12 protein-coding genes and 2 pseudogenes are annotated in these 13,911 nt (G+C 43.7%); 7 read left to right on the top strand and 7 right to left on the bottom strand.

Annotated elements, in window-relative coordinates:
* Positions 1-235: 235 nt before the first annotated feature.
* The 5 genes from AACT21_RS16145 (at position 236) to phoU (ending at position 5,717) form a co-directional block, all read left to right on the top strand.
* Complete coding sequence (locus AACT21_RS16145) at positions 236-1,258, top strand: substrate-binding domain-containing protein (protein ID WP_094132665.1); 1,023 nt, start codon at positions 236-238, stop codon at positions 1,256-1,258.
* Between the two features lie 67 nt (positions 1,259-1,325).
* Positions 1,326-2,708, top strand: a complete 1,383-nt coding sequence (pstC, locus tag AACT21_RS16150) for a phosphate ABC transporter permease subunit PstC (RefSeq protein WP_094163287.1) — start codon at positions 1,326-1,328, stop codon at positions 2,706-2,708.
* A gap of 4 nt (positions 2,709-2,712) precedes the next feature.
* Positions 2,713-4,095 carry a phosphate ABC transporter permease PstA gene (pstA, locus tag AACT21_RS16155; RefSeq protein ID WP_237666845.1) on the top strand — a complete coding sequence of 461 codons (1,383 nt, stop codon included), beginning with the start codon at positions 2,713-2,715 and terminating at the stop codon, positions 4,093-4,095.
* Positions 4,096-4,193: 98 nt separating this feature from the next.
* A complete protein-coding gene (gene pstB / locus AACT21_RS16160; protein ID WP_237666846.1) occupies positions 4,194-4,940 on the top strand; it encodes a phosphate ABC transporter ATP-binding protein PstB in 747 nt (248 codons plus the stop codon).
* Between the two features lie 21 nt (positions 4,941-4,961).
* Positions 4,962-5,717 (top strand): phosphate signaling complex protein PhoU, encoded by a 756-nt coding sequence (gene phoU / locus AACT21_RS16165; protein ID WP_094132660.1) that lies wholly within the window; start codon positions 4,962-4,964, stop codon positions 5,715-5,717.
* A 205-nt stretch (positions 5,718-5,922) separates the two neighbouring features.
* Here phoU and arsB read toward each other — a convergent pair whose 3' ends face one another.
* The 3 genes and pseudogenes from arsB to AACT21_RS16180 all read right to left on the bottom strand — a co-directional run bounded on the left by arsB (position 5,923) and on the right by AACT21_RS16180 (position 7,950).
* Complete coding sequence (gene arsB, locus AACT21_RS16170) at positions 5,923-7,017, bottom strand: ACR3 family arsenite efflux transporter (protein WP_094132658.1); 1,095 nt, start codon at positions 7,015-7,017, stop codon at positions 5,923-5,925.
* Positions 7,018-7,062: 45 nt separating this feature from the next.
* Positions 7,063-7,399: pseudogene (locus tag AACT21_RS16175) on the bottom strand (metalloregulator ArsR/SmtB family transcription factor).
* Positions 7,400-7,617: 218 nt separating this feature from the next.
* Positions 7,618-7,950 (bottom strand): YnfA family protein, encoded by a 333-nt coding sequence (locus AACT21_RS16180; RefSeq protein ID WP_094132656.1) that lies wholly within the window; start codon positions 7,948-7,950, stop codon positions 7,618-7,620.
* Between the two features lie 293 nt (positions 7,951-8,243).
* Here AACT21_RS16180 and AACT21_RS16185 point away from each other — a divergent pair.
* Positions 8,244-9,442 (top strand): annotated as a pseudogene (locus AACT21_RS16185) (IS4 family transposase).
* A gap of 319 nt (positions 9,443-9,761) precedes the next feature.
* Here AACT21_RS16185 and AACT21_RS16190 read toward each other — a convergent pair.
* The 4 genes from AACT21_RS16190 to AACT21_RS16205 all read right to left on the bottom strand — a co-directional run bounded on the left by AACT21_RS16190 (position 9,762) and on the right by AACT21_RS16205 (position 13,368).
* A complete protein-coding gene (locus tag AACT21_RS16190) occupies positions 9,762-10,184 on the bottom strand; it encodes a hypothetical protein (RefSeq protein WP_017046124.1) in 423 nt (140 codons plus the stop codon).
* A complete protein-coding gene (locus AACT21_RS16195; protein ID WP_088729065.1) occupies positions 10,168-11,262 on the bottom strand; it encodes a hypothetical protein in 1,095 nt (364 codons plus the stop codon). The genes AACT21_RS16190 and AACT21_RS16195 overlap by 17 nt, the downstream gene beginning before the upstream one ends.
* A gap of 196 nt (positions 11,263-11,458) precedes the next feature.
* Complete coding sequence (locus AACT21_RS16200) at positions 11,459-12,841, bottom strand: DEAD/DEAH box helicase (RefSeq protein ID WP_017049630.1); 1,383 nt, start codon at positions 12,839-12,841, stop codon at positions 11,459-11,461.
* A complete protein-coding gene (locus AACT21_RS16205) occupies positions 12,826-13,368 on the bottom strand; it encodes a hypothetical protein (protein ID WP_017049629.1) in 543 nt (180 codons plus the stop codon). Before AACT21_RS16205 ends, AACT21_RS16200 begins: the two co-directional genes overlap by 16 nt.
* A 101-nt stretch (positions 13,369-13,469) precedes the next feature.
* Between AACT21_RS16205 and AACT21_RS16210 the strand changes: the two genes are divergently transcribed.
* Positions 13,470-13,787, top strand: a complete 318-nt coding sequence (locus AACT21_RS16210) for a helix-turn-helix domain-containing protein (RefSeq protein WP_017046120.1) — start codon at positions 13,470-13,472, stop codon at positions 13,785-13,787.
* Positions 13,788-13,911 lie beyond the last annotated feature (124 nt).

Consider the following 13,911-nt stretch of genomic DNA (forward strand, 5'->3'; position numbering starts at 1 on the left):
GTTAAACATTCAATCACCCCATAATTACTGAATAAATAAATATATCCTTCTGATTTTTAATAAAAACAATCTACTTATAAAACAAAAAAGCCAGAGTAGTCATAAATTTGTCACATAAAGTCTATTTTATTGTCACATTGTCCTCTCAGAATTTACCTAGCTAAACAATACAAAGCTGCTTATGGAAGACTTTTCAAAACAGTCTACGGTTATGAAATTTAATGAGGGAAATATTATGAAGTTCGGACGCAATGCGCTTTTGCTTGCTTCAACCATCGCAACCGCGATCTCTGCCCCAGCAATGGCACGTGATACGATCCAAATCGCTGGCTCTTCAACCGTTTTGCCATTTTCTTCTATCGTTGCAGAAGAGTTCGGCCAAACCTTCCCACAATTTAACACGCCAGTGGTCGGTTCCGGTGGTTCAAGTGGCGGTTTACGTCAGTTCTGTCAAGGTGTCGGTGTCAATACCATCGATATTGCTAACGCCTCACGCGCCATTAAATCTTCTGAAGTGGAAAGCTGCCGCGCGAATGGCGTGACAGAAATCATTGAAGTCAAAGTCGGCTATGACGGCATTGTGTTCGCATCTCGTACCGACAGTGGCACTTTTGCCCTTAAGCCAGAGCATGTGTTTAAAGCGGGTGCAGCACAAATTCTGCAGAATGGCAAAATGGTGTCAAACCCTTACACCAACTGGAAGCAAATTGACGCCTCTCTTCCTGACCAAGAAATTCTGCTTGTGATACCAGGTTCTAATCACGGCACGCGTGAAGTGTACGAAGAGAAAGTCGTTCATCCAGGTTGTGAGACTTTTGCCGAAGTCAAAGCGATGGACAAAAAAGCCAAAGGTAACTTCTGTAATGCGATTCGCACCGATGGTCGCGTAGTTGAAGTCGCTGGCGATTATACCGAAACCCTCGCTCGTCTTGATGCTCAGAAAAATGCGCTTGGTGTATTTGGCCTAAGCTTCTACGACCAAAACCGTGACCGCTTGAAAGTGGCGACCGTTAACGGCGTAACCCCAAGCTTAGATACCATTGGCAGCGGGCAATACCCAGTTTCTCGCCCACTGTTCTTCTACATCAAGAATGCTCATGTCGGTGTAGTACCGGGAATTCTCGAATACGCACAGTTTTTTGTGAGCGAACAAATGGGCGCAACGGGTAGCCAACTTGAAGCGGCAGGCCTTATCCCAATGGATGATAAAGAGCGCGCCCAGGTGTCGCAAAACATTAAAAATCGCAAACTCCTTTAAGGCTCTCTGATTAGCTTGGGCCAGTGTTTTCGGCTCAAGCTAACGCTTTAATAAGGTAAGAATAACAATGAATAATCTGATGCTGATGGTGGTACTACTGGCGGTAATGCCATTGGCTTACCACTTAGGGCTGACGTGCAGTAAAAAAGTAGCATCAACCAATGCTGGAACTCAGCGTTTACACTCTCGCCCGGTTTATCACGGCATGCTAACCCTACTTTGGTGTGTGGTTCCTGCTTTGTTAATTTGGATAGTATGGAGCCTATGTTCTCCCATACTGATTCAGCAAATGGTGGTTGATAGCCTTCCTACGGATCTGCAGCCAACGGCCGTGGAGGGTGCTCACGTACTGATGAATAAACTGCATAATATCGCCAGCGGTTTCGCTGTACTCGATAGCTTTTCTCCTCAAGAAATTACCACCGCAGACTACTTAAAGCAGTTAGAACAACGCAGCTATTTATTACTCACTGGTTTGATGGCAACGGTTGCCGCGGCCGGATTAGTCTTCAGCACTCGACAAATTCGCCCTGATCTTCGCGCACGCAACACAGTCGAACGTGCACTGCATATACTGCTGATTCTGTGTTCTGGTGTGGCGATTTTAACCACGGTAGGCATTGTTCTTTCTATGGTTGGAGAAGCGTTACGTTTCTTTAGTTTTGTTAGCCCGAGCGAATTTTTCTTCGGTACGACTTGGAACCCACGTTTCTCAACCGTAGGAACAGAGAACCAAACCGGCTTTGGTATGTTGCCATTACTAGCAGGAACCTTTTTAATCGCGTTGATTGCCTTAATCGTCGCTATTCCTATTGGCCTGATGTGCGCCATTTATCTGGCTGAATATGCGCCAAGTCGCGTTCGCTCGATAGCCAAACCGATTATTGAAGTGCTCGCAGGCATTCCCACCATCGTCTACGGCTTTTTTGCTTTAATCACCGTAGGTCCCTTTCTGAGCGAATTGGGACAGTGGCTCCATATCGATATTCGTGCCACCTCCGCTCTAACCGCGGGGATTGTGATGGGCTTAATGGTGATTCCCTTTATTTCCTCGCTATCCGACGACATTCTTACTCAAGTGCCCAAAACACTAAGAGATGGCTCGCTTGGCCTTGGCGCAACCAAATCAGAGACCATTCGCAAAGTGGTTCTACCTGCCGCGCTACCTGGCGTGACTGGCGCAGTTTTGCTCGCCGCCAGCCGGGCGATTGGTGAAACCATGATTGTGGTTCTCGCTGCCGGAAATAGCCCAGTATTAACCGCCAACCCATTCGAGGCTGTCTCTACTATGACGGTTACCATCGTCAACCAACTGACCGGCGATACCGATTTTGCTAGCCCACAATCCTTAGTAGCCTTTGCACTTGGTTTAACCCTGTTTGTGATCACGCTATGCCTTAATGTGATCGCGCTCGTTATCGTACGTAAGTACCGTGAACAGTATGAGTAACGCCATGGACAACAGCATTCAAATGACTAACCTTCAAGATGACGATGCCTATGCGCAACGTAATGAAACAAAACTGCGCATTGCTCGCTCGCTGAAAAAACGTCACAACAGTGAACGCCGCTTTAGAGCTTTCGGTATTGGCGCGGTTGCCTTAGCGTTAAGTTTTGTGGCGATACTATTCACTTCGATTCTTTCCAAAGGTATTCCAGCCTTTTGGCAAGCGACAGTGACCTTGGATGTCTACTTTGACCCCGATGTCGTGAAAATAGAGCCCAAACCCATCCAACAAAGTGATGAGAGCCCGGCGCAGTTCAATCAACGCATGCTCACATGGCAAAGCAGCGTCGGCATGGTTAATTTCAACCGTATTATTGTCAACAGTTTGGCCAACGAAATCCCTGAAGCGACTCGCTACCAGCGTGATGCGATCAAATTGATCACCAGCGGCGAGCGTTTTGCTTTGCGCGATATGATAGTCAATGATCCTTCACTGGTCGGCCAAACCTTACGTCTTGATTTACTGGCGGAAGCCAACGTCGATGTGTGGTTGAAAGGCAACATCGACCGTGATCTACCCGACTCTCGTCAGCAGTTGAGTGCTCGTACCCGCGCGTGGGCGGATGAGCTCGCTGAACGTGGCGTTATCCAAAACAAATTCAGTACAGCGCTGTTTATGAACGTCGATTCTCGCAGCTCATTAGCTTCGGCTGGCCTTGCTGGGGCGTTTATGGGCTCGGTATTTATGATGCTCATTGTTATGGTATTGGCGGTACCGATTGGCGTCGCTTCCGCGATTTACCTAGAAGAATTTGCCCCAAAAAACAAGTTCACCGATTTGATTGAAGTGAACATCAACAACTTGGCGGCGATTCCTTCGATTGTATTTGGTTTACTGGGCGCTTCAGTGTTTATTTTGTGGTTTAAGCTGCCGCTTTCGGCACCGTTTGTCGGTGGTTTGGTATTAACACTAATGACACTGCCCACAGTGATCATTGCTACTCGCTCAACATTGAAAGCGATACCACCATCGATTCGCCAAGCAGCTCTGGGTATCGGCGCGTCCAAAACTCAAGCCGTTTTCCATCACGTATTGCCTTTGGCACTACCGGGCATTTTGACTGGGGCCATTTTGGGTATCGCCCAAGCATTAGGTGAAACTGCGCCACTGCTCTTGATTGGTATGAGCTCATTTGTCGCCAGCGTACCTGCGACACCGCTCGATCAATCAACCGCGCTACCAGTGCAGATTTTCCTCTGGCAAGGTAACGAACTGCGTAACTTTTTTGAAGCAAGAACGTCTGCTGCAATCACCGTATTGTTAGCATTAATGATTAGCTTAAACGCGCTGGCGATTTGGTTGCGTCGACGCTTTGAAACTCGGTGGTAATAAAGATGATAAGTGAAGCTATTATGAACAAACACTCCCTTGTGATACCACAGGTAAAGAGCACCGCTAAAGAAGCAGCCCAAGCCACACAAATTAAAATGGCCGCGCGTGATGTGAAAGTTTTCTATGGTGAAACCAAGGCGCTACACGGCATCGATATGGATATCATTGAGCATGAAGTGGTCGCCTTTATCGGCCCTTCTGGTTGTGGTAAATCGACCTTTTTACGCTGTTTAAATCGTATGAACGACACCATCGACACGGCTCGTGTTGAAGGTTCAGTTACCTTGGACGGGCAAGATATTTATCACCCTAGCTTAGATGTGGTGCAGCTGCGCGCTCAAGTTGGCATGGTGTTCCAAAAGCCTAATCCTTTTCCAAAATCGATTTATGAAAATATCGCCTATGGCCCTAAATTACATGGCCTAGTAGATAACAAATCCGATTTGGATGAAGTCGTCGAAACCAGCTTACGCCGCGCTGGCTTGTGGAAAGAAGTCAAAGATCGCTTATCAGCACCGGGCACCGGACTATCTGGTGGCCAGCAACAGCGTTTGTGTATTGCTCGTGCGATTGCGGTTAACCCTGAAGTGATTTTGATGGATGAGCCTTGTTCGGCGCTTGACCCTATCGCGACCTCGATCATTGAAGATCTGATTGATGAGCTCAAAGGCAGCTACACCATTGCGATGGTGACACACAACATGCAGCAAGCGGCGCGCGTTTCAGATAAAACCGCCTTCTTCCACTTAGGTAACTTGGTTGAACTGAGCGAAACACGTGAGTTGTTCACCAACCCACGTGATAGCCGCACTGAAGATTACATTACTGGCCGTTTCGGTTAACGACTGTTTTAGGAGAATTTTATGACAACTCATGGTGTCGATGGGCACACCTCTCATAGCTACAATAGCGAAATGCGTTCTATTGTGGATAGCGTGGTGAATATGGGTGATTTAGTCATCGTACAGGTGCGGGACGCACTCGATGCGTTTATGACAGGCAATACCGAACTGGCCAAGCAAGTAATTGAACACGATCATAATATCAATTTGTTAGAACTGGCCATTGATCAACGCTGCATTGATATTTTAGTCAAACGCCAACCCGCAGCCCGCGATTTACGTGCGGTGTTTTCGATCATGAAAGCGATCATGGATCTTGAACGAATTGGCGATCAATCTAAACGGATCGCCCATGCGGTGTTGCGTTTAAAGGAGCACCATCCGGGTGACAAAGACTATTTTGATGGTATTGAATTACAAGAAGATGCGTTTGAAACAATTAACGCGAACGTGATCAATATGCTGCAAAAATCGATGAACGCTTTTCACGATCTCAATGCACACGATGCGCTAGAAGCAGCAATGTTAGATAAACAAATCGACAACAGCTACGGCAATATTTTGCGTCAAAATGATAAAGATATGCTGGTGCAAGGCACTCACTATCAAACCATTTTGGAGATCACGTGGATAGGTCGCGCGGTCGAACGGATTGGCGATCACGCGCGCAACGTTTGTGAGTACACGATTTATTTTGTGACTGGCTTGGATGTTCGTCACCAAAACGATCAAGCGATTGCGGAGCTTTTGTCAAGCCCCAAAAACCAGTCGTCATGATATGACGGGTAGTAAAAAAGGCTGCTCTCCATCGCAGCCTTTTTGTTTTTGGAGCACTGTCGAATGTTACTTACTCATCAACCAAGCCTCCCTACTGGATTGCAGTGGTGTTAGTTACCTAGGTTAATTCTAATTACATTGTTGCATTCTTATCGGGATGAACTCATTGACTGCTTAATGGCAAGATCATGACGTTTGTGAATGGTTATTGATTGTGCGCTTTAATACCATGATGGGGAGGATAGTACTTCTTCTTCATTCGTAATGCGACGTTGACCAAAGCAATTAAAACGGGCACTTCAACCAAAGGTCCAATAACGCCTGCAAATGCTTGATCAGAGTTTAATCCAAATACAGCGATTGATACGGCGATAGCCAGTTCGAAGTTATTGCCCGTTGAAGTAAAGGCGATAGAAGCATTTTGGTCGTAAGGGATCCCCATACGTTTCCCGATGTAGAAGCTCACAAAAAACATCACCATAAAATAGATGATCAGTGGCACTGCAATACGGAACACATCCATCGGTAACTCGATGATCATTTCACCTTTCAGACTAAACATCAAAACGATGGTTGCCAAAAGCGCAATCAGGGTGATTGGCGAAATACGCGGGATGAAGACTTCGTTGTACCACTGTTCACCTTTTGCTGAAACTAATAGTTTACGGCTTAAGAAACCCGCTAAGAAAGGGATGCCTAAATAAATTAAGACGCTTTGTGCAATATCCCAGATAGTGATGTCAACAACGAAACTTTCAAGGCCAAAGTAAGGGGGTAAAACAGTAATAAACAGCCACGCCATAAAACTATACGTGACAATTTGAAACGCGCTATTTAATGCAACCAAAGTTGCACCGTACTCTTTGTTTCCGCCGCTGATATCATTCCAAACCAACACCATAGCGATGCATCGAGCAAGGCCGATCAGAATGAGTCCTACCATATAACTAGGTTGATCGCGTAAGAAAATGATGGCTAATGTGAACATCAAAATCGGTCCCACGAGCCAGTTCATCACTAAAGAAAGCATTATCGCGCGTTTGTCACGAGTTACTTCGCCTAGAAGGCTATAATTTACTTTCGCTAATGGAGGGTACATCATTAGGATTAGGCCAATAGCAAGCGGGATATTGGTTGAACCTACAGATAGGCTTTCGTTCCACTGAGCCGACAGAGGGAAGCACACTCCAACCCCGACACCAACGGCCATTGCAAGAAAAATCCATACGGTTAGATATCGATCTAGGAAACTCATTTTTTCAGATGCGCTGGTTTCGCCACAGCTTGAGATATTACTCATACAGACCTCTTTAATATGAAATTGATAAACCAACTGAATAGAGCATTATTCACTTATACCATTCGAGCATGTTTTGCCTTTGATGAACTGCAACTCTGGCTCGATAAGTGCCAAATTATGCTTGAGGGTTATCTCCAGCACTTGCTTAACCCAAGGAGCTAGCCTGGGATTGATTCGGTAGTAAACCCACTTACCACGTCGCTCATCCATAACAAGCTCGTGCTTTCGCAGTTCGGCAAGATGCCGAGAGACTTTGGGTTGACTGAGATTAAGCGCCTCCATGAGATCACACACACAATTCTTCTTGTTTCTGCATTAACAGCAGAGACTTAAGCCGAGTTTCTTCAGCAAATGCTTTGTAAAGAAGGATTGGATCAAACATAGGAACTATTCAACGCAATAAAACATATGAAATATCATATGTTTTATCTTCCGTATGTATCAATTTTTCAATTAAACATGTTCTTCTGAGAGATAAGTTAGTTTGGGAAAAGTAAGTCGATGTCAAATGGCTGTCTTAATGTTGAGACCAAAATAGGGACAGACCTAAGGTGGAGCTTGCTCATACCCCTCAATTTGAAATGTTTCAATAGTTCATTATTAGGTGTACCTTGGCGCGAACATGATGATAACCATGCCGATCAGCGCTACCGTCACACCGACTATGTCCCATAAAGTTGGTCGAATACCATCAACTATCCACAGCCATAGTATTGCTACGAAAATATAAACCCCACCGTAGGCAGCATAAACCCTACCAGCCGCTGTTGGGTGAAGAGAAAGCAACCAAGCAAATAGTGCTAGGGATAGAGCTGCTGGTAGTAAAAGCCAGACAGATTTCCCGTCTTTCAACCAGAGATAAGGTAGATAACACCCCAATATCTCTGCTACTGCTGTAATAAAGAACAACCCGATAGTTTTTGCTTCTACCAACTCAATTTCCTCATATTATTTATAACCGATTTAGCACTGAATATCACTGAATATCACAATTGTAACGTTCAGCTCTCAATGATGCAGTCTTTTGGCTATTGCTTCAATTTATGAACCCAGACACAACAAAGAACAACTGATAAATTTCTTAAAAGCAACATTTCGCCCTGACCTTACGAATCCCCTCATAATTTCTATATAAAACAATGAGTAGACGCGCATCGCTCATTCTGATCTAATGAATTTCGCCAAAAACACACCTGATTAAATGGATTTAATAGGGAGCCCTAACGATGCGCGACATTCAAATTCTACAGCAAACTCTCGAGAATCAATGCCCTGACATTCACAAAAAACGACTGAGATCTCTGATACTTGCAACCAAAACTGTACTCGACGGCTCTGATCTCACATTGACCAAAATTGGGCGCGCACTCGACACCGATACCACCGTAAGCATGCGATTAAACGCATCGACCGATTGCTCGGTAATCGCAACCTACACCGTGAAAAAGACACCATTTATAAGTGGCATGCGTCCTTTATTACCCGTGCCAACCCTTTTCCTGTGGTGCTCGTTGATTGGTCAGATGTTCGCGAGCAGCTACGTTATATGACATTGCGCGCTTCAGTTGCCGTTAAAGGTCGAGCCATCACGCTTTATGAGCAGGCGTTTGAATACAAAAACAACAACTCTCCAAAGAGTCATCAATACTTTCTCGATAAGCTTCAAACGCTCCTGCCCGAAGGCTGCACTCCCATCATTGTCTCGGATGCTGGATTTAGAAATACATGGTTTCGGCAAGTCGCCAACAAAGGTTGGTTCTGGTTGGGACGCGTACGTGGCGAAGTCTCGATCAAATGTGGTGATGCCCCTTGGCTATGGAACAAGACCTTCTATCCTCAGGCAACTGACAAACCGCAGTTTTTAGGGGAAAGCCAATTATCACGGCGTTCGCCGCTCACATGCTTTGCCTATTTATACAAGAGCCAACCTAAAGGCAGAAACCCCCATCGACACAGCAGAACCTGCCAAAAGCATTCAGCAGGAAAAGTATTCCACAGAGGTGCAAAAGAGCCTTGGCTTCTAGTAACAAACATCCCCAATCAGGTATTAAATGGCGTTAAAATCACTCGCTTATACGCCAAAAGAATGCAGATTGAAGAGTCGTTTCGAGATCTAAAAAGCCCCGCTTACGGATTGGCACTGCGCCACAATCTAACTCGCTGTACGAATCGTATCGATATCCTACTGCTCATGGCGCTAATGGCAGAAATCATCATGTGGTGGAATGGCTTAATCGCCATGCAAGCTCAATGGCATTATGACTTCCAAGCCAACACTATCAAACATCGCCGAGTACTATCCATCCCTAGATTGGGTAAAGAGGTACGTTGTCATCGAAGATACCAAATAAAAGGGGCCCAATATCATTGGGCTATGGTGGATTATCAACGTCTCACACACACTTGTGGCTTAGGTGAATTATGAGGGGATCCGCCAGCGCCCTGACACGGTTCCACCGTTCATCAGAGATAAGTTTTATTAGGGCTACGCATAGTACAGTTGACAATAGTGCTCTTTGCCGTAAAGAAGGAATGGGGCAGAAATGAGCTTACCAACATTGTCCTATTTGATCCCAATCAGAAAAAAAACACTGCTCCTATAAGAACTATGCTTTCTTTCAGTTCACCCACGTAATCTTAGATATTAACTATTAAGGTAGGTGACACTTTTAAGGACTTATAACAAACCATACTGTCCTCCTACAAATGCAATTGATGCTTTAGTACTTTTAGCTCAATCATTACTAGTCGTTTCGTGTATAAACATCAATGTCAGAACGCCATGGTGCTGAAGCCGAAATGGTTTTTTCCAATGTATACCCATTAGTTACCAAGTGTTCGGTCATTAGCGGTTTTAGGAAAATACCCATAGCTAAAGAAAGTGAAACAGCAATGATAGGCATGTATATGCCTATCGCCTTTCTCATGGGCCGTGAAAGCTTCATTCTTGTCTTAAAAAATAATGAATACGTGCCTACGATAACAATACTTAGAATCCAAAATAGGATGGGGGAAATAGCAAAAAAATAGCTTAACTCTATGGTTTTACTACTAAGTTTATAAACATTAAAAATGTCTTCTAAACTCAAGTAAAGTGCAAAGGGCAAACCAATTAAACTCACTAATGCACCGTATGAATATATAAGCTTATTAGCTATTTGTGGCATTTTTCAATCCTTCAACGATAGCATCTTCAATTTTAAATGATTCCCAAATTTCATTTATTGCCCAATCAACACCAACCCACAGGACAACACCTGCTAATATCGGTAGAGCAATACCCAAACCTACAGTTAAGCTAACCACATAAGCACTAGTAGAAAGAACGGTCATAGCTTTGAAAAAATCACTGCCAACATGCCCAAACCAATCAACTAAATGATAATCATCATTAAATACTAATTCGTTTGTGTTTATTCCGGCGGAGATAATCATGCTTAACACCGCTCCTTTTTTAAAGCCATTCACAGTATCTTTTGCTAAAACACCTAATTGCTTTACCGTTGGATTAGATATTGGATATGGATGGTTTTTCTTTATATTTAAACCATTAACAACTGCATAGTGCATTTTTTTATCATTCCAAAGGCTGGATATGATGATTTTTTCCTTGCCTTTAACATCTAAGTATTGTTTGACGGTCACCCCTAAACCACCCAGAGCTTTTGTTACTTTTGTAGCAGCAACAAGGCCAACACCGATATCAAATTTAGAATGAATCTCTTCTAACAATTTCAATGTTTCAGTGCCAATAGTTTCACCATCTGTATTTTTTTGCTGCCAAATGTTTATCGCGCATTTAGCTGCATCATCGACAGTGAAAATACAAACCTGTGTATGTCGTTTCTCTAAATAGGCTTTTAAATCTTCCTTTAGGTCTTTATTCCATTCTTTCTCTGTAAGATCATAAGCAGCTTGAGCTTGTCGAGCTAATTGGTCCGCTCGTTGCGCGGCGTAACGCTCTTTATTGGCTTGTACATATTTCCAATTCTTTTCACGCTGTGCAAGGTTTTGCCTACTTTGTGCTTCTAGCCTTTCTTTCATCGTCATTTTAGGCAGTTCAGGTTCGAGCATTGGTTGCATACTTGGAATTGCAGCTCCCGATGATCTGAAATTGTTAGCTTCAGCAACATTAAGTGCGGCACTGCTTCTATCCCATTCTCTTTGGTTATAGCAGGATGCGCAATTGCAGGTTTCAGGGTCTTTCCAAAATGGACAACAATAAGAACGCTGTTTGTCAAACATAGGGATGATGTACCATCATTATTTAGGATTGCCTATGATAACCCAAAAAAATCACAGGCAAAAACTTGCCCAGCATCTTGTTGCACAATTAAAATGTAAGTTTTAGTTCAGTAACCGACTTATATGTAAGGCTTTTCTACATCATTAATTGTAGACAAAACAAAGTAGAAACCTCACCCCCATCATCGGTCAAAAACTACACAAATGCAGCTATAACTCGTTGCTTAAAGCGCCCTAAATGTAATTCATCAAAGGGCTCATTTGAGCCATCAACTGACGTTCCATTTTTAATTGAAGAGTTCCAATCCAGAGTGGGGACGAGTATGTCACTCTGTTCAGAAGTAGCCGATTGCAGTGGGCGGATATTCGAACCGTCGATATGGAAAGCTTCATTTTGGCCCATTTTCGCAAACAGGCAGGTTTCGGGTATATCTTGCTCAATGCGTTCGGAATATTCAATAAGGCTTTGCTCTGCAAAAGTGAACAGCCAAGCCTCTTGGTTCGGCTCATCGTTCACTCTCAAAATACGGCCAAGTACTTGCCTAAAGTACAATTCGGTTTTCACTGAGCTGATATGGCAACAAACTTGCAATCTTGGGATATCTGTCCCCTCACTAATCATACCGACACTGACAATCCACTCGGTATTACCATGACGGTAAGCATTAATTTCAGACAGCGGCTCATCATGACGATAGGTAACAATCGCAGCCGATTGATGAAACTGAGTCACTAATATTTTTTGGATTTTCTTTGCATGTTGTACCGACGCCGCCACAACTAACCCTCCGGCATTGGGCGATTCCAGACGAATATTCGCCAGTTTGTTACAGCCCAAACCAAGGAGATATTCCATCGCTTCATCATTATGGATGATGCTCTGGTATGACGTTTTTGTCTGTTTCAGTAACTCTAATATAGAAGAAAACGATTGAACCTCTTTGCTACCAGTAATGGTGAGATGTTCGTTATCCACCAAAACAATCTTTGGTGAACGGCACACTTTGTCTTCAATCGCCTGTTTCAAGCTGTATTGATAATCGACGAGCAGTTGGCCATCAGGGTCACTGTATTCCGCCATCACAATCGGTAAGGAATCCGAGCGCCATGGCGTACCAGATAGCGCTAACGTATAAGTGGCGAGCCCTTGAACTTTGGAGAGTATTTGCTGCCCCCATGCATTCGCGCCTTCTATTTCAGATCCTGAACAATGATGGATTTCATCAAAAACGACAAACACTCGGTATTTAGTCAGGATCCGCCAAAATTCATCATTTAAAAATTGAATGGATTGATAGGTCAGTGATTGCCCAATGGAGCCTAAGCCACCATTGAACGTACAATGTAATGTCTTGGAGAAGGTTCTTTTTATACTGTCGGCCACACTGAGCGTTGGGGAGAAGCACAACACCAAGTCAATTAAGTTGCCTGCCAATAAGCGTTTAGCAATTTCGGCGGCTAGGATAGTTTTACCGGCTCCCGGGGTTGCTTGACAGAAAAAATGAGACTGTTCGCCTTGATACTTTGTTAACGCTCTCATTGCACAGTCTCTTTGCCAATCTCTTAACATCGAGCGCATCCCTCTGATAACGACGCTAGTACATTGGTTAATACATTGATTTTACCCAATAATAATGCAGAACGTTCTCTCGCTATCTTAAGCAGTGGTGTGATTTGAGTACTCAATTCAGGAAAACGTTGACTCAACGACTGATATTCTTCTATTTCACCGAGAATAATTTCCAACTCACCCTGATGTTCACCACGTTCTGTCATCAAGACCGAGTATCCATCCATGGTTGAAGTCGACGGTTGGGAAATCCGAACCTTAGGCGATGAGCTTTCTCGGCTGATTATATCGAGTCCTCGAAAGAGTTCGGTTTGGAAATACTTTTTTTGCCTTCCGATCCCTTCACAACTCAGCCAACCTTTTTTCTCAAGCACTAAAATTTGACGATAAATGAATTTACGTGCTTCTTCAGGATCGGGACTAACACCTTCAAGCAACAGCAATGCATCTCGAATTTCCACAACCGAAAAATTATCCATCTGTTTTTCAATCAACAGTTGATGCATAAACGCATTCATTTTTTGAGAACGATTCATTGACTATTCTAAAACCATAAAACTAAGGATTGCTTAGTATACATAAATCAGTAAAACTAAGAAAATCTTAGTTACATTGAGCCTAGAGATATGAATCCTAAGTGTCGTTCGACAACCCAATCCCAATACGCCTCAAAGAAGCGCGTAAAAAAGCCAAGCTCTCACAAAAAATGTTGGGAGTTCGCATAGGTATGGATGAAAGTTCAGCTAGTCCTAGGATGAATCAATACGAAAAGGGAAAACACACACCTGACGTCCACACGCTTAAGCTGATTGCTGATGAGCTTGGGGTACCACTAAGTTACTTTTTCTGTGAGGATGATATTTCAGCTGAGCTCGTTTGCTTGATCTCAAAAATGAGTAAAGATGAAAAGGTACAGCTAGCCTTAGAAATAAGTAAGCACTTAAACACTATATGAGCGCTTAATATTCTGCTTGACCACGCTGCCATACGGGAAAATTGATATTTGGACAATCATATGTAAATACAAATGATTTTTTTGATCGCCACTCTAGGTCTTTCATTATTCAGAAAGAATGTAA

It is taken from the genome of Vibrio sp. V08_P9A1T1 (genome assembly GCF_963874405.1).
Classification (GTDB): domain Bacteria; phylum Pseudomonadota; class Gammaproteobacteria; order Enterobacterales; family Vibrionaceae; genus Vibrio; species Vibrio anguillarum.

Coding starts and splice junctions, on each gene's coding strand:
- arsB (WP_094132658.1), bottom strand. CDS start 7,017: ATGAGTAATATCTCAAGCTGTGGCGAAACCAGCGCATCTGAAAAAATG.
- pstC (WP_094163287.1), top strand. CDS start 1,326: ATGAATAATCTGATGCTGATGGTGGTACTACTGGCGGTAATGCCATTG.
- pstA (WP_237666845.1), top strand. CDS start 2,713: ATGGACAACAGCATTCAAATGACTAACCTTCAAGATGACGATGCCTAT.
- pstB (WP_237666846.1), top strand. CDS start 4,194: ATGGCCGCGCGTGATGTGAAAGTTTTCTATGGTGAAACCAAGGCGCTA.
- AACT21_RS16200 (WP_017049630.1), bottom strand. CDS start 12,841: ATGCGCTCGATGTTAAGAGATTGGCAAAGAGACTGTGCAATGAGAGCG.
- AACT21_RS16190 (WP_017046124.1), bottom strand. CDS start 10,184: ATGCCACAAATAGCTAATAAGCTTATATATTCATACGGTGCATTAGTG.
- AACT21_RS16195 (WP_088729065.1), bottom strand. CDS start 11,262: ATGTTTGACAAACAGCGTTCTTATTGTTGTCCATTTTGGAAAGACCCT.
- AACT21_RS16145 (WP_094132665.1), top strand. CDS start 236: ATGAAGTTCGGACGCAATGCGCTTTTGCTTGCTTCAACCATCGCAACC.
- phoU (WP_094132660.1), top strand. CDS start 4,962: ATGACAACTCATGGTGTCGATGGGCACACCTCTCATAGCTACAATAGC.
- AACT21_RS16205 (WP_017049629.1), bottom strand. CDS start 13,368: ATGAATCGTTCTCAAAAAATGAATGCGTTTATGCATCAACTGTTGATT.